Source organism: Hydrogenophaga sp., assembly GCF_026125825.1.
Classification (GTDB): Bacteria; Pseudomonadota; Gammaproteobacteria; order Burkholderiales; family Burkholderiaceae_C; genus Hydrogenophaga.
Genome location: NZ_JAHCKK010000037.1, coordinates 12462 through 33323, shown reverse-complemented (window position 1 = coordinate 33323; position 20862 = coordinate 12462). Strand labels below are relative to the sequence as shown.

The following is a 20862-nucleotide window of genomic DNA, read 5'->3' as shown; positions in this document are numbered from 1 at the left end:
CGGCGCGGCACTTGCTCGGGGCCGGCCACCGCCCCCGCAGCGAGCCGGCCCACTCAGCCCTCCAGCGTCTCCAGAAGCTCGGTCTCGATCTCGATCTGACGCTTGTTCATCTGCAACTGCGCGCCGCTGATCAGGAAGGTGTCTTCCACCCGCTCCCCCAACGTCGTCACCTTGGCCAGCTGCACGTTGATGTCGTAGCGCGCCAGCACCCGCGTGATGCCGTAGAGCAGACCCGCACGGTCGCTTGCCGAAACCGACAGCAGCCAGCGCTGCGCTTTCTCGTCCGGCCGAAGGTCCACCCGGGGTGTGATGGGAAAGCTCTTCACGCGGCGCGAGAGCCGGCCCTTGGTCGGCGCGGGCAACGGGCCCCGCTCGTCGATCGTCTGCGCCAGGTTGTTCTCCACCATCGCAATGAGCTCTCGGTAATGCTCCGACATGGTGGGCGCCACCACCTGGAAGGTGTCCAGCGCGTGGCCGGTCAGCGTGGTGTGCACGCGCGCGTCCAGAATGCTGAAGTGCGAGCTGTCGAAGTAACCGCAGATGCGCACGAACAGATCGGGCTGGTCGGGCGCGTACACGAGCACCTGCAGGCCTTCGCCTTCGGGCGAGATGCGCGCACGCACGATGCACTTGTCGATCGGTGCTTGCGTTCCGTCGTCGGTCTTCGCAACCGGTTTGGCCGAGGCCTGCGCGATCGGGCGCGACAGCACCCGCGTGTGCCAGGCGATCTCGTCGGCCTGGTGGCGCATGAAGTAGCTCACGTCCAGCGTGTCCCACAGCGCCTTGTGCGCCTGGTGGGGCAGGGCGTGCAGCGCCAGCATGGACAGCGCCTCGCGCTTGCGGCCTTCGATCACCGCGCCTGGGTCGGGGGCGCGGCCGCCGAGGGCGCGCAGCGTGTAGCGGTACAGGTCTTCCAGCAGCTTGCCCTTCCAGGCGTTCCACACCTTGGGACTGGTCCCGCGGATGTCGGCCACCGTGAGCAGGTACAGCGCGGTGAGGTAGCGCTCGTTGCCCACGCGCTTGGCGAAGGCGGCGATCACGTCGGGATCGCTCAGGTCCTCTTTCTGCGCCATGCGGCTCATGGTGAGGTGCTCGGCCACCAGGTACTGGATCAGCTTGGTGTCTTCCCGGTCGATGCCGTGCTGGCGGCAGAACGTGCGCACGTCGCGCGCGCCCAGGTCGGAGTGGTCGCCGCCCCGGCCTTTGGCGATGTCGTGAAAAAGCGCCGCGATATAGAGGATCCAGGGCTTGTCCCAGCCGGCGGCCAGCTGAGAGCAGAAAGGGTATTCGTGGGAGTGTTCGGCAATGAAGAAGCGGCGCACGTTGCGCAGCACCATCAGGATGTGCTGGTCCACCGTGTAGACGTGGAACAGGTCGTGCTGCATCTGCCCCACGATATGGCGGAACACCCAGAGGTAGCGCCCCAGCACCGAGGTCTGGTTCATCAGCCGCATCGCATGCGTGATGCCCTCGGGCTCCTTGAGGATCTGCAGGAACTGCGCGCGGTTGACCGGGTCCGCACGAAAGCGCGCGTTCATCACCGGGCGGGCGTTGTACAGCGCGCGCAGGGTGCGCGCCGACAGGCCCTTGATGCCCACCGTCGTCTGGTAGAGGTGGAAGGTTTCCAGGATGGCGTGCGGCTGCTGCACGTACAGGTTGTCGCTGGCCACCTCCAGCATGCCCCCCTTGTCGAAAAAGCGCTCGTTGAGCGGGCGCAGCCGGTCCACGCCGGCCACGTCGCTCTGCAGGCGTTCCTGGATGTTGAGCAGCAGGATCTGGTTGAGCTGGGTGACGGCCTTGGCCGCCCAGTAGTAGCGCTTCATCAGCGCCTCGCTGGCGCGGCGCGTGCCTTTGGCGGTGCTGGCCAGGCCGGCAGGCACCTGGGCCTTGAAGCCGAAGGACTCGGCCACCGCGTTCTGCAGGTCGAACACCAGCCGGTCTTCGCGGCGGTGGGCCAGAAGATGCAGGCGCGCGCGGATCAGGCTGAGCAAGGCCTCGTTGGCTTTGATCTGCCGCGCCTCCAGGGGCGTGGCCAGGCCCTTTCGGGCGAGCTCGTCCCAGCTGCGGCCCAGGCCGGCCGCCTTGGCCACCCACAGGATGATCTGGAGGTCGCGCAGGCCACCGGGCGACTCCTTGCAGTTGGGCTCCAGGGAGTAGGGCGTGTTCTCGAACTTGGTGTGGCGCTGGCGCATCTCCAGCGTCTTGGCCACGAAGAAGGCCTTGGGGTCCATGGCCTCGGCCAATTGGTTCACCAGGGCGGTGAAGGCGTTCTTGCTGCCCGCGATGAGCCGGCATTCGAGCAGCGAGGTCTGCACCGTCACGTCTTTCGCGGCCTCGTCCACGCAGTCGGCGATGGTGCGCACGCTGGAGCCGATCTCCAGACCCAGGTCCCAGCAGGCGCCGATGAAGCCCTCCAGCCGGGTCTTGAGCGCGTCGTCGTGGTCAGGGCGGCTGCCATCGGGCAGCAGCACCAGCACGTCCACGTCCGAATGTGGAAAGAGCTCGCCGCGCCCGAAACCACCCACGGCGACGAGCGAAAAGCCCGGCGCGAATCCCGCGAGGGACCAAAGCTCGCGCAAGGTCTGGTCGGTGAGGCGGGAGAGTTGCTGAAGGGCCTTGCGGACACCGCGGGTGGACGAGCCCTGCACGCCCAACTGGTCGAGGAGGGCGGCCTTGTCGTTGCGGTACTGCTGCCGCAGGGTGCCGAGGTCGGGCGCGGCGGGCACCGGCGCGGGCGCCATGGTCTCAGGCAAGGGCGGGAGCCGGTGTCACGAAGGCAGGCGCGGGCAGGCTGCCGGCCGAGAGGGTAAGCACCTCGTAGCCGGTCTCGGTGACCAGCACGGTGTGCTCCCACTGGGCCGAGAGCGAGCGGTCGCGCGTGACGATGGTCCAGCCATCGCCCATCTCCTTGATGTCGCGCTTGCCGGCGTTGATCATGGGCTCGATGGTGAAAGTCATGCCGGGCCGGAGCTCGTCCAGCGTCCCGGGGCGGCCGTAGTGCAGCACCTGGGGGTCTTCGTGGAAGCGCTGGCCGATGCCGTGGCCGCAGAACTCGCGCACCACCGAGAAGCCGTTGCCCTCGGCGAAGGTCTGGATGGCGTGGCCGATGTCGCCCAGGCGGATGCCCGGTCGCACCATCACGATGCCTTTCCACATGGCCTCGTAAGTCACCTGGCAGAGGCGGCGCGCCTGCACCGAGCAGGCGGCCTCGCCGCCGATCAGGAACATGCGGCTGTTGTCGCCGAACCAGCCGTCCTTGATCACGGTGACATCCACGTTGAGGATGTCGCCCTTCTTGAGCGGCTTCTCGTTCGGGATGCCGTGGCAGACCACGTGGTTGATGGACGTGCAAAGGTGGCCCGGGTAGGGCGGGTAGCCGCTGGGCTGGTAGCCGATGGTGGCCGAGACGGTGCCCTGCTGCTTCATGTACTCGGCCGCCAAGCGGTCGATCTCCAGCGTGGTGACGCCCGGCTGGATCAGCGGCGTGAGGTAGTCCAGCACTTCGGAGGCCAGGCGGCAGGCCGTGCGCATGCCCGCGATGCCGGCTTCGTCTTTGTAGGTGATGCTCATGGGACGCGATTATCCCATCTGGCCCTGTGTGGAGGGCCCCTGGACAGGCAAGGCCATGGGGGCGGCCGGGTAAAATCCCGGGTTTTCCACCCGGTCCACCGGGTCAACGCACCTCAGGCTCCCAACGTGTCCCTGCACCTGCGCTTTTTTGAAGGCGGCAACGCCGTCAGCGACTTCAAAGTCCAGCAGCTCCTGCCCCGTCTCGCGGGCATTTCCGACAAGATCAACGGCCTCTCGGCCCGCTTCGTGCACCTGGCGAGCTTCGATGGCGAGCCTGGCGAGGCCACGCTGCAGCGCCTGGGCGAGTTGCTCGCCTACGGCGAGCCCGCCACCCCGGCGCACGCCGAGCTGGAGGCGGCCGGCGCGCCGGCCTTGCTGGTGATGCCGCGCCTGGGCACGGTTTCTCCCTGGGCATCCAAGGCGACCGACATCGCCCACAACTGCGGCCTGAGCCTGCACCGGGTCGAGCGCCTGGTCGAGTACCGCGTGGGCCTCAAGTCGGGTCTGCTGGGCAAGAAGGGCAGCCTGTCCGAAGCGCAATTGCGCGCCGTGGCCGATCTGCTGCACGACCGCATGACCGAAAACGTCTCGCTCGACCGCAGCCAGGCGCAGGCCCTGTTCACGGAACTGCACCCCGCGCCCATGGAACAGGTGGATGTGCTCGGGGGTGGCCGCTCGGCGCTGGAGCGCGCCAACGCCGACTGGGGCCTGGCCTTGGCCGACGACGAGATCGACTACCTCGTCAACGCCTTCCATGGCCTCAAGCGCAACCCGACCGATGTCGAACTGATGATGTTCGCGCAGGCCAACAGCGAGCACTGCCGGCACAAGATCTTCAACGCGCAGTTCACCATCGACGGCGTCGCACAGGACAAGAGCCTGTTCGGCATGATCCGCCACACCCACCAACTGGCCCCGCAGCACACCGTGGTGGCCTATTCGGACAACGCCTCCATCATGGAAGGCAGCGTGGTCGAGCGCTTCGTGGCGCGCGCCGGCGGTGACCAAGCCCCGGCCTACGCCACCGAAACCGCCACGCACCATGTGCTGATGAAGGTGGAAACGCACAACCACCCGACCGCCATTTCCCCCTTCCCCGGCGCATCCACCGGCGCGGGCGGGGAGATCCGCGACGAGGGGGCCACCGGTCGCGGGTCCAAGCCCAAGGCCGGTCTGACGGGCTTCACCGTCGGCAAGCTCTGGGGCGGCCTTTCCGACCAGCCAGGCGGCAAGCCCGAGCACATTGCCAGCCCCCTGCAGATCATGACCGAGGGCCCCCTGGGTGGCGCGGCCTTCAACAACGAGTTCGGCCGGCCCAATCTGCTGGGCTATTTTCGCGAGTACGAACTGGCGGTGGACGGCGTGCAGCGCGGCTACCACAAGCCCATCATGATCGCGGGCGGTGTCGGCGTGATCGACGCCATCCAGACGAAAAAGATCGAATTCCCGGCCGGCTCCCTGCTCATCCAGCTCGGCGGCCCGGGCATGAAGATCGGCATGGGCGGCAGCGCGGCCAGCTCCATGGCCAGCGGCACCAATGCCGCCTCGCTGGACTTCGACTCGGTCCAGCGCGGCAACCCCGAGATCGAGCGCCGCGCCCAGGAGGTCATCAACCACTGCTGGCAGCAGGGCGCGAACAACCCCATCCTGGCGATCCACGACGTGGGCGCAGGCGGCCTCTCGAACGCCTTCCCCGAACTCACCAACGACGCCGGGCGCGGTGCGCGCTTCGATCTGCGTGCCGTGCCGCTGGAAGAAAGCGGCCTGGCGCCCAAGGAAATCTGGTGCAACGAGAGCCAGGAACGGTACGTGCTGGCGATTGCACCCGAATCGCTGCCCCTCTTCAAGTCGTTCTGCGAGCGCGAGCGCTGCCCCTTCGCGGTGATCGGCGTGGCGACCGAAGAGCGCCAGCTGGTGCTGGCCGACGAAGGGCAGCCCAGCCCCGTGGACATGCCCATGAACGTGCTGCTGGGCAAGCCGCCCAAGATGCACCGGGACGTGAAGACCGTGGCGCGCACGCCCGCGCCGCTGGACCTCACAGGGGTGAACCTGCAGCAGGCCGTGATCGACGTGCTCAGCCACCCGACGGTGGCCTCCAAGCGCTTTCTCATCACCATCGGCGACCGCACCGTGGGCGGCCTGAGCCACCGCGACCAGATGGTCGGGCCCTGGCAAGTGCCGGTGGCGGACTGCGCCGTCACGCTGGCCGACTTCAAGGGTTTCGCCGGCGAAGCCATGAGCATGGGCGAGCGCACCCCGCTGGCCGCGCTCGATGCCGCGGCCTCTGGCCGCATGGCGGTGGCCGAGGCCATCACCAACCTGTTGGCCGCGCCCATCGAACTGCCGCGCGTGAAGCTCTCCGCCAACTGGATGGCCGCCTGCGGCGAGCCGGGTGAGGACGCCGCGCTGTACGACACCGTCAAGGCCGTGGGCCTCGAACTCTGCCCGGCGCTGGGCATTTCCATCCCGGTGGGCAAGGACAGCCTGTCCATGCGCACCCAATGGACCGAAGGCGGCGAGACGAAGAAGGTGACCTCGCCGGTCAGCCTGATCGTCAGCGCCTTTGCCACACTGGCCGACGTGCGAGGCACGCTCACGCCGCAACTGAACAACGCGCTGGAGGACACCACGCTGGTCCTGATCGACCTCGGCAAGGGCCGCCACCGCATGGGCGGCAGCGTGCTGGCCCAGGTGTTGGGGCAGGGCGGTGGCGAGGTGCCCGATCTGGACGATGCCAAGGACCTGGTGAACCTCGTCAACGCGGTGAACGCGTTGCGGGCCCACGGCCAGATCCTGGCCTACCACGACCGCAGCGACGGCGGCCTGCTGGCGGCTGCTGCCGAAATGGCCTTCGCCGGCCACGTGGGTGTGGCGCTCAACGTCGACCTGCTCGTGACCGAGGGCGACGGCATCAGCGACAGCCGCGCCGAGGTGGGCGACGCCAAGAACTGGGCCGGCCAGGTCAGCGCGCGCCGCGAGGAACTCACCCTCAAGGCCTTGTTCAGCGAAGAGCTGGGCGTGCTGCTGCAGGTGCGCACCGAAGACCGCAACGCCGTGATGCAGACCCTGCGCGAGCACGGCCTGTCCAAGCACAGCCACTTCGTGGGCAAGACCCGCCCGGCCTCGTCCGCCATGGACGCCGGCAAGGGCCAGCTGCAGGTCTGGCGCGACACCAAGGCCGTGTTCTCGGCCAGTCTGTTCGATCTGCAACAGGTCTGGGACAGCGTGAGCTGGAAGATCAACCAGCAGCGCGACAACCCGGCGGGTGCCGATGCCGAGCACGCGGCAGCCGGCAGACCCGACGATCCCGGCCTGCACACGAAACTGACGTTCGACGCCAGCGACAACGTGGCCGCTCCCTTCCTCAACCTCGCCCGGCCCAAGGTCGCCATCCTGCGCGAGCAGGGGGTGAACTCGCACGTGGAGATGGCCTATGCCTTCACCCAGGCCGGCTTCGAGGCCTTCGACGTGCACATGACCGACCTGCAGGCCGGCCGCGCGAGGCTGGCCGACTTCAAGGGCGTGGTGGCCTGCGGCGGCTTCAGCTACGGGGACACGCTGGGTGCAGGCATTGGCTGGGCGCGCAGCATCACCTTCAACTCCGCTCTGTCCGATCAGTTCCAGGCCTTCTTCGGGCGCAGCGACACCTTCGGCCTGGGCGTGTGCAACGGCTGCCAGATGTTTGCCGAGCTGGCCGACATCATCCCGGGCGCCGAGGCCTGGCCTCGCTTCACCACCAACCAGAGCGAGCGCTTTGAGGCGCGCTTGTCGCTCGTCGAGGTGCTGGAATCGCCCAGCCTGTTCATGCAGGGCATGGCGGGCAGCCGCCTGCCCATCGCGGTCGCGCATGGCGAGGGCTACGCCAATTTCCGCCACCGGGGAGACGCCAGCAAGGCCATCGCCGCGATGCGCTTCACCGACCACAGCGGCGCGGCCACCGAGGCCTACCCGTTCAATCCCAACGGCAGCCCGGGCGGCCTGACGGCAGTGACCACGGCGGACGGGCGCTTCACTGCCATGATGCCGCACCCCGAACGCGTGTTCCGCAACATCCAGATGAGCTGGACCGACCAGGACCCGGCCGCCTTCAGTGCGTGGATGCGCCTGTGGCGCAACGCGCGCAAGTGGGTCGGCTGACCGCACGCGCATGGCCATCGAACTGCCCAAAGCCACCCGCGACGAGGCGATCGCCTCGATCCAGCGCTACTTTGACGCGAACATGGACGAGCGCATCGGCAACATCGCCGCCGGTGGCCTGCTGGGCTTCTTTCTGGAAGAGATCGCGCCCGCGGTGTACAACCAGGCCGTGGCCGACGTTCAGGAGCGCCTGCAGGCGCGCGTGGCCGAGCTCGACATCGAAGTGCACGAAGACGCTTTCACCTACTGGCGCAAGCGTGAGAAGACCGGCAAAGGGAGATGATGCATGGCGCGCGAGTTCTTTCTGCCTGAAGGCACGGCCACCGATTTCGCCACCCAGGGCGCCGTGGTGCTGCGAGGCGTCTTCAACCCGGGCGAGCTGGCCCTGCTTGAAAGCGGCATCGAGCACAACCTGGCGAATCTGAGTCCGCTGGCCCTGGTGGCGAGCGAGCCCGACGACCCGGGGCGTTTCGTCGAGGACTTCTGCACCTGGCAGGACAACCCCTCGTACCAGCGCATCCTGCGCGACTCTGCCTTGCCGCACATCGCCGCCCAGCTCATGCAAAGCCGCACCGCGCGGCTCTACCACGACCATCTGCTGGTCAAGGAGCCGGGCACGCGCCAGCCCACGCCCTGGCACCAGGATCAGCCGTACTACAACGTCAGCGGTCGCCAGAACGTGAGCTTCTGGATCCCCGTGGACCCGGTGCCCCTGGCCAGCACGCTGCGTTTCGTGGCGGGTTCGCATGCCGGCACCTGGTACATGCCGCGCACCTTCCGCGACCAGCAGGCCCGCTGGTTCCCTGAAGGCACGCTGGCCGAACTGCCGGCCATCGACGCCGAGCCCGAGCGCTTCCAGCAACTGGCCTGGGCTCTGGAGCCCGGCGACTGCGTGGCCTTCCACATGCTGGCCCTGCATGCCTCCAGCGGTGTGGGCCCGGGCCAGCGCCGGCGCGTGTTCTCTGCCCGCTACCTGGGCGAAGATGCGCGGCACGCGCCCCGACCCTGGCGCACCTCGCCGCCCTTTCCCGGCCTGGCCGAGCGCATGGCCGATGGCGCCGAGCTCGACGACCCCCTGTTCCCGCCCGTCTGGCCTTCCACCGACCACCCCCACTCCTGAAAGGGCCACGCCATGGCCGGTACCAATCTGCTTGCGCTGATCGACGACATCGCCACCATCCTCGACGATGTCGCCCTGATGACCAAGGTGGCCGCGCGCAAGAGCGCGGCGGTGGCGGACGACGTGGCCGCGATGACCCAGCTGGCGGCCAAGAAGACCGCTGGCGTGCTGGGCGATGACCTTGCGCTCAATGCGCAGCAGGTCACCGGTGTGAAAGCCGACCGGGAGTTGCCTGTGGTCTGGGCCGTGGCCAAGGGGTCGCTGATGAACAAGGCCATCCTGGTGCCCAGCGCGCTGGTCATCAGCGTGATCGCGCCCTGGGCCATCACACCCCTGCTGATGCTCGGCGGCCTGTTCCTGTGCTTCGAGGGCGCCGAAAAGCTGTGGCACGCCTTCGGCCCGCACAAGGCCGAAGACGCCGCGCACCACGAGGAACTGGTCCAGGCCTTGGCCGACGAAAACGTCGATCTTCTGGCGTTCGAGAAACAGAAGATCAAGGGTGCGGTGCGCACCGATTTCATCCTCTCGGCCGAGATCATCGTGATCACCCTGGGGACGGTGGCCGCCGTCGGCATGGGCCAGCGCATCGCCGTGCTGGTGGGCATTTCGCTGATCATGACCGTCGGTGTCTACGGCCTGGTGGCGGGCATCGTCAAGCTCGACGACCTCGGCCTGCACCTGAACCGGCAGGCCGCGGCCTGGAAACAGTCCCTGGGCCGGGGCATTCTCGCGGCCGCCCCCTGGCTGATGAAGACGCTTTCGGTCGTGGGCACCGCCGCGATGTTTCTGGTTGGGGGTGGCATCCTGGTGCATGGCATCCCGGCGCTGGGCCATGGCATCGAGGCGTTTGCCGCCACCCTGGGCTGGATCGGCTCGCTGGCCTCGAGCCTGGCGGGCGCTCTGGCTGGCCTGATCGCGGGCGGCCTGGTGCTGGCCCTGGTGAGTCTGGGCAAGCGCCTGCGCGGCGGGGGCCGCGAGGCGGCTTGAAAAACAGCGTGGCTTGACGTGTGTCAAGCCGTTGCCGAGGTCGGATGCCTAGACTGGCCTCACCATGAACACCACCCAGATTCCCGACCTGGCTGCGGCTGGCGATACCGCGCCGCTGGACGGCTTCGCCAACTGCCACATCGGCATCCTCAAGCGCCTCAATGTGCTGGGCGAGCTGCCCGCCTTGATCGACCCGGCGGCCCGGGCCCGGCGCATCGCCGCCGATGCGCTGGCCTTCTTTCGCGAGGCGATCTTCGAGCACCACCTCGACGAAGAGAATGAGCTGTTTCCCGCCGTGCTGGCCAGCGCCACGCCGGGAGACGAGCGGCTGCACGTGCAGGCCCTGGTCAATCGGCTGACGCGCGAGCACCGCATCCTTGAAGGCCTGTGGAAAGTGCTGGAGAAAGACCTCAAGCGCGTGGCCAAAGGGCAGGACACGGACCTGGACGCCGAAGAGGTGAGCGCGCTCGTGGCCGCCTATGCCAGCCACGCCACGCTCGAAGAGGAGGAATTCCTGCCCCTGTGCCAGGAGATCCTCGGGCGCAACGGCAATCACATGGCCGCGCTCGGCCTCTCGCTGCACCTGCGGCACGCCCCGCCGATCACCGCCCACATCTGAGCCCGGCGGCTCAGGCGGCGATGGGCGGGCGTGTGCGGTAGAACTTCACAGGGCTGGCGGGCAGGGCCTGCATCACGGCGGGCTTGATGCGTCCGACCACGTGCATCTCGCAAGGCTTGCAGTCAAAGCGCAGGGTGAGCTTTTCGTTGCCATGCGTGATGCTCATGGGCTCGGCGCGGATGGTGCCCTGCACCCCGGTGACGCCCTTGGCCTGCTTGGGGCACAGGCTGAGTGAGAAGCGCACGCAGTGCTTGGTGATCATGAGGCTCACCTCGCCTTCTTCCTCGTGGCTTTCGTAGGCCGAGGCGATCACCTTCACACCATGCCTGGCGTAGAAGTCGCGCGCCTTGTGATTGAACACATTGGCCAGGTAGGTCAGGGTGTCTTCCGGGTAGCTCACCGGCGGCTCCACCGGGGTGGCGCGGGGCAGGCGTTGCCAGGCCGAGGCGCGTGCGGCTTCCAGTGCGGCGATGGCATCGCGCCGCAACGGGTTGATCAGCGAGGCCGGCACGAACCAGGGCTGCGAGAGCTGCAGCGAGATCTCGATCGGAGCGAACACCGTCTCGCCCAGGCGCGCCAGGCCCTCGCGCAAGCGGGCCTCGGCCAGCGCCGCGTCCTTGGCGGGCTCCAGCGCGCCGGGCAGGGTGGCGGCAGCGCAGTGGCCATCTTCATCGGTCACGGTGAGTGTCAGGCCCTCGGCCGTCTCGTCCAGCCGCATCCAGACGCCGATGCGGCGGTCGGCGGACTTTTTCTCGAGCGCGCGCACCCAGTCCATGTCGCGGTTGCGGTTGACCACCGTGCCGCGCTTGAGGTGCCGCAGGCCCTCGATCGCGTCCTTGGGGAAGACGCGCCAGCGACCCGGCCTGCCGGCTGGCTCGGCGCGGTTGATCTGCAGGCCCACGAGCTCCTTGTGCAGGTCGAGGTAGCACAGGCCATCGCCGTTGTGCACCACGGTCGCCGGGTCATCCGTCTCCAGCTCCACGAAATGAGGTCCGACCTGGGTCACCCAGCCGATGGGGCGGCCTGGGTTCTTGGGCGTGTCGAAGGCCCCGATGTCCTCCTGACGGCCCTGAACGAAGTAATCGGTGAACTCGCGGTTGAAGTTCTGGTCGGGGCCGGGCGTGAAGCCAAACGTGCAGCGCCCGCTGGAGGCGCGGGCCAGCTCCGCTCGCTCCTCCAGGATCTGGTCGAACAGCACGCGGTAGTGCGCCGTGATGTTCTTGACGTAGCCCATGTCCTTGTAGCGGCCTTCGATCTTGAAGCTGCGCGCGCCCGCATCGATGAGTTCGCGCAGGTTGTCGCTCTGGTTGTTGTCCTTCATCGAGAGCACGTGCTTGTCGTGCGCGACGATGCGGCCCTGGCTGTCCTTCACCTCGTAGGGCAGGCGGCAGGCCTGCGAGCATTCGCCGCGGTTGGCGCTGCGCCCGGTGTGGGCGTGGCTCACGTAGCACTGGCCGCTGTAGGCCACGCACAGGGCACCGTGGATGAAGAACTCGATCTGGCAGCGCTCGGCGTCGAGCACGTCGCGGATCGCCGCGATCTGCCGCAGCGTGAGTTCGCGCGCCAGCACCAGCTTGGACAGGCCGGCGTCCTGAAGGAAACGCGCTTTCTCGGGCGTGCGGATGTCGGTCTGCGTGCTGGCATGCAGCTGGATCGGGGGAAGGTCGATCTCCAGCAGGCCCATGTCCTGGATGATGAGGGCGTCCGCCCCCGCGTCGTACAACTGCCACGCCAGCTTGCGCGCGCCCTCGAGTTCATCGTCGCGCAGGATGGTGTTCATGGTCACATAGACACGGCTGCCGAACCGGTGTGCGTGCCTCACCACGCGAGCGATGTCCTGCACGCGGTTGTCCGCGCTGGTGCGCGCGCCGAACGAGGGCCCGCCGATGTAGATCGCGTCGGCGCCATGGTTGACCGCCTCGATGCCGATGTCGGCGTCGCGGGCGGGGGAGAGCAGTTCAATCTGGTGGGGCAGCATGGCGGTCTCGGAGCGGGCAGAATCGGGCCAGGAAAAACAGCCCGATATTGTCCCGGAGAACGCCCATGACCCCAAGCCCCGACGCTTCAAAAACCGCTTTCGTGCTGGTCCACGGGGCCTGGCACGGCGCCTGGTGCTGGCGCCGCGTGCTGCCGTTGCTGCGAGGCGCGGGGGTTGAGGCGCATGCCGTCACGCTCACCGGCGTGGGCGAACGCGCCCATTTGCTGAGCCCAGCGGTGGACCTGCACACCCACATCCAGGACGTGGTCGGCCTGATCGAGGCGGAAGAGCTTGAGCGCATCGTGCTGGTGGGTCACAGTTACGCGGGCATGGTTGTCACCGGCGTGGCCGATCGCCTGCAGCGTGATCGCCCGGGCACCCTGGCGCACCTGGTTTACCTCGACGCGGCCGTGCCGTCCCCTGGCGACAGCTGGAGCAGCCACCACACGGCCGAGACGAAGCAGGCTCGCGTGGACGCGTCGAAACCCAGCGGCGGCCTGAGCTTCCCACCCCCCGACGCCAAGCTGTTCGGGCTGGAGGGCCCCGACCGTGACTGGGTCAACCGCCGCCAGACGCCGCAGCCATTCCGCCTGTACCAGCAGCCGCTGGACTTTGACGGCCAGCGCGTGGCCGCCGTGCCGCGCAGCTTCATCGACTGCACCTCACCCGCCCTGGCCACCATTGCGCCCGCCCGGGAACGCGTTCGGCGCGAACCCGGCTGGCAGGTGCAGGAACTGGCCACCGGGCACGACCCGATGGTGAGCGAGCCCCAGGCGCTGGCCGAGATGCTGCTGGGCATCCACCGCGCGTCAGCCTGAAAGCCCCCATGTCACCGCGTCTGGACCGCATCGACCTGCTGCGCGCGGCGGCCATGCTGTGGATGACCGCGTTCCATTTCTGCTTCGACCTGGACTTCTTCGGCTTCATCAACCAGGACTTCTACCGCGACCCGGTCTGGACCGGGCAACGCACCGCCATCGTCAGCCTGTTCCTGTTCACCGCCGGGCTGTCGCAGGCCGTGGCCGTGCATCAGGGGCAGGGCTGGGCGCGCTTCTGGAAGCGCTGGCTGCAGGTGGCCGGTGCGGCACTGCTGGTGACGGCCGGGTCGGTGGTGATGTTCCCCAACAGCTTCATCTACTTCGGCGTGTTGCACGGCATCGCGGCCATGCTGGTCATCGTGCGGCTCACGGCGGGGTGGGGCGCCTGGCTGTGGGGGCTGGGCGCACTGGCCATCGGCCTGAAGTTCGCCGCTCCTCACGCCATCGAGGCGTGGCCCGCGCTGGACGTGCTCAACGGCCCGGCGCTCAACTGGCTGGGCCTCATCAGCCGCAAGCCGATCACCGAAGACTATGTGCCGCTGGTGCCCTGGCTGGGCGTGATGTGGTGGGGCATGGCGGCCGGCCAATGGGCGCTTGTGCACCGGCCGCACTGGCTGGGCACGGCCGATGCGGCGGCCACCGGGGTGCGGCGAGGCCTGGTCAGAATGGGGCAGTGGAGCCTGACCTACTACCTGCTGCACCAGCCGGTGCTGCTGGGCGTGGTGTGGGTGGCCGCCCGGTTGGGCTGAGCGGGGGAACGGCCCAGGCACAAAAAAAGCGCGGCCGCGCCGCGCTCTTTCTGCAGGAGGCCTTGCGCCTTACTGGATCTTGGCCTTTTCGCGCAGCGACTTCTGGAACTCGGCCAGTTTCTGCTGCTGCATCTGTTGCTCGATCTGCGGCTTGATGTCCTCCAGCTTGGGCAGTTCGGCGGTGCGCACGTCGTCCACGCGGATGATGTGCCAGCCGAATTGCGTCTTCACCGGTTCCTGCGTCAGCTGGCCTTTTTCGAGCTTGACCATGGCCTCGGAGAATTCGGGCACGTAGCTGGCGGCGGCGGCCCAATCCAGATCACCACCGTTGGCGCCGGAGCCTGGGTCCTTGGACTGCTTCTTGGCAATCTCTTCGAACTTGCCGCCCTTCTTGAGGCTGGCGATGATGGCCTTGGCCTCATCTTCCTTTTCCACCAGGATGTGGCGGGCGCGGTATTCCTTGCCACCGTTGGCCGCCACGAACTTGTCGTACTCGGCCTTGACGTCGGCGTCGGTCACCGGATTCTTCTTCTGGTAGTCGGTGAAGAGGGCGCGGATCATGATGGTCTGGCGCGCCAGTTCCATCTGGTTCTTGTATTCGTCGGTGGCGGCAATGCCGCGCTTTTGCGCTTCCTGCATGAACACCTCGCGCAGCACGACTTCTTCCTTGAGCTGGGCGCGCACGTTGTCGTCCACCGGGCGGCCGGAGGCGGCGATCTGCTGCTCCAGCACCGTCAGGCGCGCCGTGGGAACGGGCTTGCCGTTGACGATGGCCACGTTCTGGGCCAGAGCCCAGGGCGCTGCCGTGATGAGGGCAGCCGCGGTGAGGGCCGTCAGGGAAAATTTCATGGTGTTCCTCAGGATAAAAGGGGGGTGGAGCCGCCGCCAGGGGCAGGGTTGCAGCAAACAGGTATCAGAACGTAGCGGCTGGATGGGGTGTCGCGGGCCTTCAGGCCTTGATTTCGATGGCCAGGGCGTGCAGCCCGGCCTCGGTGAATTTTTGCAGCGCATCATACACAAGGCGGTGCTGTGCCACGCGTGTGCGGCCGACGAACGCGGGCCCGCCGATGCGCACACGGAAATGGGTGCCATAGCCCAACCCGTTGGCGCCCGCATGACCGGCGTGGGCCGCACTTTCGTCCAGCACCTCCAGCACGCTGGGGTTGAGCGCCTGGCGCAGGCTGGCCTCGATCGCGGAGGCGGTGGGTGTCACGGTGGGGTCGCTCATGGCTTCTTCTCCACGGCGTCGTCGTCCTTGAGGTACCGCGCGATGTACAGGCCCTGGCCGACGATGAAGACCACGGGGAACACATAGCCCCAGAGCTTGAAGTTCACCCAGTCTTCGGTCGAATAGTAGGCCGCCACATAGGCATTGATGCCCGCCATGAACAGGAAGTAGCCCACCCAGGCCACGGTGAGCCGGGCCCAGACGTTGGTGGGCAGGTTGAGCTGGCTGCCCAGCAGGATCTGCAGGAAATTCTTCTTCCAGATCCACAGCGCCGCGGCCAGCACGATGGCCATGCTCGCGTAGAGCACCGTGGGCTTCCACTTGATGAAGCGTTCATCCTGCAGGAACAGCGTGAGTGCGCCGAACACCAGCACCAGCACCAGGGTGACCTTGTGCAGGGTCTGCAGCTTGCGGTCAATGGCGTAGATCAGGGCGGTCTGGACCAGGGTGGCGGCCATCAGCACCGCGGTGGCGGTGTAGATGTCGGCCATCTTGTAGGCCACCACGAAAAGGCCGATGGGGAAGAAATCAATCAAAAAGCGCATGCGGCGATTATCGGGCTTGGCCTTGCCGCATCCTTAAGCGGGGCTTTGGACCCGGCCGGGGGCGGAACTTGCAGCTTGGCAGAGGCTCTCTATCGTGAGCCCGGTCCCGATTCACCCTTTCTCAAGGAGCCTTGCCCGCATGACCCCACAGGAACAGCAGTCCATCCTCTCCATCGCCCTGCTGGCCGCCTTCGCCGACGGCAACAAGGCCGACGCCGAGCGCGAAGCCATCCGCCGCATGGCCGAATCGCTGCCGCACGAGTCGGGCGGTGCCATGCTGGTGCGCCTGTACCAGGACGTGTTGCTCAAGCGCGTCTCGCTGGCCGATGCCGTGGCCGGCCTGCAAGACGCCGGGCAGCGCCAGCTCGCCTATGAAATGGCGGTTTGCGTGTGCGATGCCGATGGTCGGCAGAGCCCGGCCGAGGCAGCGTTCCTGAGCGATCTCAAGGGCCGCCTGAAACTGGACGCGGGCGAGGCCGCGGCCTTCGAGCGCGAAGCCGATGCCGTCGTGGAGGCAGCAGAGAAGGCGGTGCCGGTGGCCGTGCCCGTGGCGCCCCCGGTGGTGGCCGCCAGTGTGGCGCCAGGGGTGGATCTCGACAAATCCATTCTGAACCACGCCTTGCTCAACGGCGCGCTGGAGCTGCTGCCCCAGTCCTGGGCGTCGATGGCCATCATTCCGCTGCAGGTGAAGATGGTCTACGCGATTGGCAAGGCGCACGGCGTGGAGCTGGACCAGGGCCACATCCGCGAGTTCATCGCGGCCGTGGGCGTGGGCCTGACCTCGCAGTACCTGGAGCAATTCGGCCGCAAGCTGCTGGGTGGACTGCTTGGCAAGGCCGCCGGGCGCACCGTGGGCAGGCTCGGCTGCGCGGCCACGGGCATGGCGTTTTCCTTTGCCACCACCTACGCATTGGGCCAGGTGGCCAAACGCTATTACGCGGGCGGGCGTGTGATGAGCACCGATTTGCTCAAGCAAAGCTTCCAGGACCTGCTGGGCCCGGCCAAGCAGATGCAGGCGCAGTACCTGCCGCAGATCCAGCAAAAGGCGGCGACCCTGGATGCCGCTCAGGTGATGCAGATGGTGCGCGGCGGCGTCTAGCGAAGCCCTCCCCGGGCCGCAGGTGCGCTGGTCAGGCGGGGTCCGTGACCGGCTGCGGGGTGGCCATCGCCTCGGCGGCGATGCTCAGCGAGCGCAGGCGCAGCGCCGGGTCGAACAGGTCGCTCACGATCATGAACTCGTCGGCCTGGGTCACCTGAGCCAGCGACTGCAGGCCCGCGCGCACCGTTTCCGGCCCACCGATCACGGCCGCGGCCAGGAAGTCGGCGATCGCCGCCTGCTCCTGCGCATGCAGGCCCTGCATGAACCCTTTGACGGGCGGGGGCAACTGCCCGCGCTTGCCGGTAAGGATGCCCAGCACGCGCTGGTAGGTGCTGCTCGCCAGGTACTCGGCCTCCTCGTCGGTGGGCGCGGCCACCAGGGGCACGCCCACGACGGCGTAGGGCTCGGACAGCGTGGGCGAGGGCTGGAAGCGCGTGCGGTAGACATCCAGCGCCTGCAGCAGCAGGCGAGGCGCGAAGTGCGAGGCGAAGGCATAGGGCAGGCCTCGCTCGGCCGCCAGCTGCGCAGAAAACAAGCTCGAACCGAGCAGCCAGATCGGCACGTTGGTGCCTGCGCCGGGGTTGGCGATCAGGCGCTGACCGGGCGAAGCCGGGCCCAGCAGGTGCTGCAGCTCGGCCACGTCGCGCGGGAAATCGGCCTCGGTCTCCACCCGGTCGCGCCGCAGCGCGCGCATGGTGTGCGGGTCGGTGCCGGGCGCGCGGCCCAGGCCGAGGTCGATGCGGCCAGGGTAGAGCGCGGCCAGCGTGCCGAACTGCTCGGCGATCACCAGCGGCGCGTGGTTGGGCAGCATGACGCCGCCCGAGCCGATGCGCATGCGCTTCGTGCCGCCCGCGATGTGGCCGATCAGCACCGCCGTGGCCGAGCTGGCGATGCCGCTCATGTTGTGGTGCTCGGCCAGCCAGTAGCGCGTGAAGCCCAGCGACTCGGCGTGCTGCGCGGTGCGCAGGGCCACGGCCAGCGCGTCGGCCACGGTGCCGCCTTCGCGCACGGCCACCAGGTCGAGCATGGACAGGCGGATGTCGGAGAGGTTTTTCATGCCGGGAGGAAGCCTTCGATCGAAAGATACCGTTCGCCGGTGTCGTAGTTGAAGCCCAGCACCACGGCCTGGGCCGGCAGTTCGGGCAGCTTCTGCGCAATCGCCGCCAGGGTCGCACCCGAAGAAATGCCGACCAGGATGCCTTCCTCGCGCGCGCTGCGCCGCGCCATCTCGCGCGCCGGCTCTGCATCGACCTGGATCACGCCATCGAGCAGGCTGGTGTCCAGGTTGTTGGGAATGAAGCCCGCGCCGATGCCCTGGATGGGGTGGGGCGAGGGGTTGCCGCCGGAGATGACTGGCGAAGCCGCCGGCTCCACGGCGAACACCTTGAGCCTGGGCCAGCGCGCCTTGAGCACCCGCGCCACGCCCGTGATGTGGCCACCCGTGCCCACACCGGTGATGAGCACGTCGATGCCGTGGGGGAAGTCGGCCGCGATTTCCTCCGCGGTGGTGCGCACGTGCACGTCCACATTGGCCGGGTTGTTGAACTGCTGGGGCATCCATGCGCCCGGTGTGGCGGCCACGATTTCCTCGGCGCGCGCGATCGAGCCCTTCATGCCCTTCTCGCGCGGCGTCAGGTCGAAGCTGGCGCCATAGGCCAGCATCAGGCGGCGGCGCTCGACCGACATGCTGTCGGGCATCACCAGGATGAGCTTGTAGCCCTTGACGGCGGCCACCATGGCCAGGCCGATGCCGGTGTTGCCCGAGGTGGGCTCGACGATGGTCCCGCCCGGCTGGAGCGCGCCCGAGCGCTCGGCGTCTTCCACCATGGCCAGGGCGATGCGGTCCTTGATCGAGCCGCCCGGGTTGCTGCGCTCGGATTTGATCCACACCTGCTGGCTCGCATCGCCAAAGAGCCGCTGCACGCGGATGTGCGGCGTGCCGCCGATGGTCTGGAGGATGTTCTGGGCTTTCATGGCGTGGGGTCCTTCTTGGGTTGGTGTTCCAGCGAGGCGGAGTTCATGCAGTACCGCAGTCCGGTGGGGGCAGGGCCATCCTCGAACACATGGCCCAGGTGCGCGCCGCACTGGCTGCACACCGTTTCGACGCGCACCATGCCGTGGCTGCGGTCGGTGATCTCGGTGATGGCGCCCGGCACGGCCAGCGAGAAGCTGGGCCAGCCGCAGCCGGCGTCGAACTTGGTGTCGGCATCGAACAGCTTGTTGCCGCAGCAGATGCAGTGGTAGCTGCCGTCGGCCCAGACCTGCTCGAACTTGCCGGTGAACGGGCGCTCGGTGTGGGCGTGGCGGGTCACGTCGAAGGCCCGTGGCTCGGCGCCTTTGGCGGCCAGCAATTCACGCCATTCGGCCTCGGTTTTCTGGACGGGGAAGTTCATGGAGTCTCCTAAAAATGACGCCTGCCAGCGTGCCGTCCAGAGGTACCGCGGAACCGGCTTTGCCGGGCCGCAGGTGCCGCCCCCTGGAGGGGGTCGCGCCAAGCGCGGCGGGGGTGTGTCATGACGAGCAGCTGATTTCGATTTGTCGGGCCCACTCGGGCGGGAAATCGGCCAGGTCTTCCTGGCCGGCAAGTTCTTCAAATGGTTGCTCCAACGCGTTTTGCAACCGCGCGAGCTCGCTGAAGTCGCCTTGCCTGGCGCGCTGGATGGCGATCTCGCCCAGGTGGTTGCGCAGCACCACCTGCGGATTGGTGCGCAGCATGCGGGCCTGGGTGGCGGCGGCATCGAAACCGGGCCTGGCCTGCAGGCGCTCGCGCCAGCGCTGGGCCCAGGCGTCGAACGCCTCGCGCTGCAGGAACAGGTCGCGCACCGCGTCGAGCGGGCCGGCCACGGCGCGGCTCAGGCGGCGCCAGAAGATCGTGAAATCCACCGCGTCGGCGGCCATCAGCTTCATCAGCGATTCGGTAAGTTCGGCGTCGCCGTCCTCCATGCCGCTCAGGCCCAGCTTGGCGTTCATTCGGCGCTGCAGCGCCGCTGGCATGAGCGCCTTGTAGGGTTCCAGCGCGTCCAGCGCCTGCTGCTGGTCGTCCATCAGGGGCAGCAGCGCCTGGCCCAGCGCGAACAGGTTCCAGTAGGCGATGTTGGGCTGGCGGTTGTAGGCGTACCGGCCTGCGCTGTCCGAGTGGTTGCAGATGTGGCCCGGGTTGAAGGCATCGAGGAACTGGAACGGCCCGTAGTCGATGGTCAGGCCCAGGATGCTCATGTTGTCGGTGTTCATCACCCCGTGGCAGAAGCCCACGGCCTGCCACTGCGCCACCATCTCGGCCGTGCGCGCGCTTACGGCCTCCAGCAGGGCCGCGTAGGGGCTGCCGGGCGCCTCGCGGCAGGCGGGGTAGAAGCGGTCGATCACGAAGTCGGCCAGCTGGCGCAGCTCGCCGTGCAGGCCGTGGTGCGAGAAATGCTCGAAGTGGCCGAAGCGGATGAAGCTCGGCGCCACGCGCGTGACCACCGCGGCGGTCTCGATCTCCTCGCGGCGCACTGGCGCGGGCGAGCCGGTGACACACAGCGCGCGGCTGGTGGGAATGCCCAGGGCGTGCATGGCCTCGCTGCACAGGAATTCGCGGATCGAGCTGCGCAGCACCGCGCGGCCATCGCCCATGCGCGAATACGGCGTAAGGCCGGCGCCCTTGAGTTGCACCTCCTGCGAGCCCGAGGGCGTCTGCACCTCGCCGAGCAGGATGGCGCGGCCATCGCCCAGCTGGCCGGCCCACTGGCCGAACTGGTGGCCGCTGTACACGCTGGCCAGCGGTCGCGTGCCCGCAATGGGCAGGTTGCCGGTGAAGGCATCGAGCGCGGCCGGCGAGGACAGCCAGGCCCGGTCCAGGCCCAGCAGATCGGCCACGGCGGGGCTGGTGCCCACCCATTGGGGCGAGGGCAGGGGGGTGGGGGCTCTGAGGTTGTAGAAGGCCTCGCCCAGGGCGGCGAAGCGGTTGTGCCAAGCCAGGCCAAGTTCCAGATTGGCAGCCATGTCGACGGGTCGGTTCATGTCCACCATTGTC

Annotated in this window: 18 protein-coding genes; 8 read left to right on the top strand and 10 right to left on the bottom strand. The window is 68.0% G+C overall.

The genetic code is table 11. The annotated features are described in order from the left end of the window. Positions 1-53: 53 nt before the first annotated feature. Together KIT86_RS13485 and map are read right to left on the bottom strand one after the other, a co-directional pair. The gene (locus KIT86_RS13485; RefSeq protein ID WP_297399180.1) at positions 54-2741 is read right to left on the bottom strand and encodes a [protein-PII] uridylyltransferase; all 2688 of its coding nucleotides are present in this window, start codon (positions 2739-2741) and stop codon (positions 54-56) included. 4 nt (positions 2742-2745) lie between these two features. Beyond that, entirely contained in the window at positions 2746-3570 is an 825-nt protein-coding gene (gene map / locus KIT86_RS13480; RefSeq protein WP_297399166.1) for a type I methionyl aminopeptidase, read from the bottom strand. 126 nt (positions 3571-3696) lie between these two features. On the opposite strand from map, the gene purL reads away from it, so the two are divergent. From purL to KIT86_RS13455, 5 genes are all read left to right on the top strand, one after another. Next, a complete protein-coding gene (gene purL, locus KIT86_RS13475; RefSeq protein WP_297399164.1) occupies positions 3697-7707 on the top strand; it encodes a phosphoribosylformylglycinamidine synthase in 4011 nt (1336 codons plus the stop codon). A gap of 10 nt (positions 7708-7717) precedes the next feature. Beyond that, positions 7718-7990 carry a DUF2164 domain-containing protein gene (locus KIT86_RS13470; protein WP_297399162.1) on the top strand — a complete coding sequence of 91 codons (273 nt, stop codon included), beginning with the start codon at positions 7718-7720 and terminating at the stop codon, positions 7988-7990. Positions 7991-7993: 3 nt separating this feature from the next. Next, positions 7994-8827, top strand: a complete 834-nt coding sequence (locus KIT86_RS13465) for a phytanoyl-CoA dioxygenase family protein (RefSeq protein ID WP_297399160.1) — start codon at positions 7994-7996, stop codon at positions 8825-8827. A 12-nt stretch (positions 8828-8839) separates the two neighbouring features. Further along, entirely contained in the window at positions 8840-9814 is a 975-nt protein-coding gene (locus tag KIT86_RS13460; protein ID WP_297399157.1) for a DUF808 domain-containing protein, read from the top strand. A 64-nt stretch (positions 9815-9878) separates the two neighbouring features. Next, a complete protein-coding gene (locus KIT86_RS13455; RefSeq protein WP_297399155.1) occupies positions 9879-10433 on the top strand; it encodes a hemerythrin domain-containing protein in 555 nt (184 codons plus the stop codon). 10 nt (positions 10434-10443) lie between these two features. On the opposite strand, the gene KIT86_RS13450 is transcribed toward KIT86_RS13455, so the two are convergent. Continuing rightward, the gene (locus tag KIT86_RS13450; protein ID WP_297399153.1) at positions 10444-12411 is read right to left on the bottom strand and encodes a U32 family peptidase; all 1968 of its coding nucleotides are present in this window, start codon (positions 12409-12411) and stop codon (positions 10444-10446) included. Between the two features lie 65 nt (positions 12412-12476). Between KIT86_RS13450 and KIT86_RS13445 the strand changes: the two genes are divergently transcribed. Next, positions 12477-13229: an alpha/beta fold hydrolase gene (locus KIT86_RS13445; protein WP_297399150.1), complete on the top strand. Its 753-nt coding sequence runs from the start codon at positions 12477-12479 to the stop codon at positions 13227-13229. Positions 13230-13237: 8 nt separating this feature from the next. Next, positions 13238-13978, top strand: a complete 741-nt coding sequence (locus KIT86_RS13440) for a heparan-alpha-glucosaminide N-acetyltransferase (RefSeq protein ID WP_297399148.1) — start codon at positions 13238-13240, stop codon at positions 13976-13978. Positions 13979-14047: 69 nt separating this feature from the next. On the opposite strand, the gene KIT86_RS13435 is transcribed toward KIT86_RS13440, so the two are convergent. The 3 genes from KIT86_RS13435 to KIT86_RS13425 all read right to left on the bottom strand — a co-directional run bounded on the left by KIT86_RS13435 (position 14048) and on the right by KIT86_RS13425 (position 15751). Next, a complete protein-coding gene (locus KIT86_RS13435) occupies positions 14048-14827 on the bottom strand; it encodes a peptidylprolyl isomerase (RefSeq protein ID WP_297399146.1) in 780 nt (259 codons plus the stop codon). Between the two features lie 100 nt (positions 14828-14927). Beyond that, entirely contained in the window at positions 14928-15206 is a 279-nt protein-coding gene (locus KIT86_RS13430) for a BolA family transcriptional regulator (RefSeq protein ID WP_297399144.1), read from the bottom strand. Further along, positions 15203-15751: a septation protein A gene (locus KIT86_RS13425; protein ID WP_297399142.1), complete on the bottom strand. Its 549-nt coding sequence runs from the start codon at positions 15749-15751 to the stop codon at positions 15203-15205. The genes KIT86_RS13430 and KIT86_RS13425 overlap by 4 nt, the downstream gene beginning before the upstream one ends. Before the next feature lie 139 nt (positions 15752-15890). Here KIT86_RS13425 and KIT86_RS13420 point away from each other — a divergent pair, with 139 nt between their 5' ends. After that, on the top strand, positions 15891-16850 hold the full coding sequence (locus tag KIT86_RS13420) for a DUF533 domain-containing protein (protein ID WP_297399140.1): 960 nt from the start codon (positions 15891-15893) through the stop codon (positions 16848-16850). A 31-nt stretch (positions 16851-16881) separates the two neighbouring features. Here KIT86_RS13420 and KIT86_RS13415 read toward each other — a convergent pair whose 3' ends face one another. The 4 genes from KIT86_RS13415 to KIT86_RS13400 form a co-directional block, all read right to left on the bottom strand. After that, on the bottom strand, positions 16882-17907 hold the full coding sequence (locus KIT86_RS13415) for an LLM class flavin-dependent oxidoreductase (protein ID WP_297399138.1): 1026 nt from the start codon (positions 17905-17907) through the stop codon (positions 16882-16884). Continuing rightward, a complete protein-coding gene (gene cysK, locus KIT86_RS13410; protein ID WP_297399137.1) occupies positions 17904-18824 on the bottom strand; it encodes a cysteine synthase A in 921 nt (306 codons plus the stop codon). Before cysK ends, KIT86_RS13415 begins: the two co-directional genes overlap by 4 nt. Further along, complete coding sequence (gene msrB, locus KIT86_RS13405; RefSeq protein ID WP_297399135.1) at positions 18821-19243, bottom strand: peptide-methionine (R)-S-oxide reductase MsrB; 423 nt, start codon at positions 19241-19243, stop codon at positions 18821-18823. The genes cysK and msrB overlap by 4 nt, the downstream gene beginning before the upstream one ends. 118 nt (positions 19244-19361) lie before the next feature. After that, positions 19362-20849 carry a YdiU family protein gene (locus KIT86_RS13400; RefSeq protein ID WP_297399133.1) on the bottom strand — a complete coding sequence of 496 codons (1488 nt, stop codon included), beginning with the start codon at positions 20847-20849 and terminating at the stop codon, positions 19362-19364. Between the last annotated feature and the right edge of the window lie 13 nt (positions 20850-20862).

Bases quoted from the DNA above. Each gene is read 5' to 3' on its own strand.
- KIT86_RS13485 (WP_297399180.1), bottom strand. From the start codon at position 2,741: ATGGCGCCCGCGCCGGTGCCCGCCGCGCCCGACCTCGGCACCCTGCGG.
- map (WP_297399166.1), bottom strand. From the start codon at position 3,570: ATGAGCATCACCTACAAAGACGAAGCCGGCATCGCGGGCATGCGCACG.
- KIT86_RS13470 (WP_297399162.1), top strand. From the start codon at position 7,718: ATGGCCATCGAACTGCCCAAAGCCACCCGCGACGAGGCGATCGCCTCG.
- KIT86_RS13465 (WP_297399160.1), top strand. From the start codon at position 7,994: ATGGCGCGCGAGTTCTTTCTGCCTGAAGGCACGGCCACCGATTTCGCC.
- KIT86_RS13460 (WP_297399157.1), top strand. From the start codon at position 8,840: ATGGCCGGTACCAATCTGCTTGCGCTGATCGACGACATCGCCACCATC.
- KIT86_RS13455 (WP_297399155.1), top strand. From the start codon at position 9,879: ATGAACACCACCCAGATTCCCGACCTGGCTGCGGCTGGCGATACCGCG.
- KIT86_RS13450 (WP_297399153.1), bottom strand. From the start codon at position 12,411: ATGCTGCCCCACCAGATTGAACTGCTCTCCCCCGCCCGCGACGCCGAC.
- KIT86_RS13445 (WP_297399150.1), top strand. From the start codon at position 12,477: ATGACCCCAAGCCCCGACGCTTCAAAAACCGCTTTCGTGCTGGTCCAC.
- KIT86_RS13440 (WP_297399148.1), top strand. From the start codon at position 13,238: ATGTCACCGCGTCTGGACCGCATCGACCTGCTGCGCGCGGCGGCCATG.
- KIT86_RS13435 (WP_297399146.1), bottom strand. From the start codon at position 14,827: ATGAAATTTTCCCTGACGGCCCTCACCGCGGCTGCCCTCATCACGGCA.
- KIT86_RS13430 (WP_297399144.1), bottom strand. From the start codon at position 15,206: ATGAGCGACCCCACCGTGACACCCACCGCCTCCGCGATCGAGGCCAGC.
- KIT86_RS13425 (WP_297399142.1), bottom strand. From the start codon at position 15,751: ATGCGCTTTTTGATTGATTTCTTCCCCATCGGCCTTTTCGTGGTGGCC.
- KIT86_RS13420 (WP_297399140.1), top strand. From the start codon at position 15,891: ATGACCCCACAGGAACAGCAGTCCATCCTCTCCATCGCCCTGCTGGCC.
- KIT86_RS13415 (WP_297399138.1), bottom strand. From the start codon at position 17,907: ATGAAAAACCTCTCCGACATCCGCCTGTCCATGCTCGACCTGGTGGCC.
- cysK (WP_297399137.1), bottom strand. From the start codon at position 18,824: ATGAAAGCCCAGAACATCCTCCAGACCATCGGCGGCACGCCGCACATC.
- msrB (WP_297399135.1), bottom strand. From the start codon at position 19,243: ATGAACTTCCCCGTCCAGAAAACCGAGGCCGAATGGCGTGAATTGCTG.
- KIT86_RS13400 (WP_297399133.1), bottom strand. From the start codon at position 20,849: ATGAACCGACCCGTCGACATGGCTGCCAATCTGGAACTTGGCCTGGCT.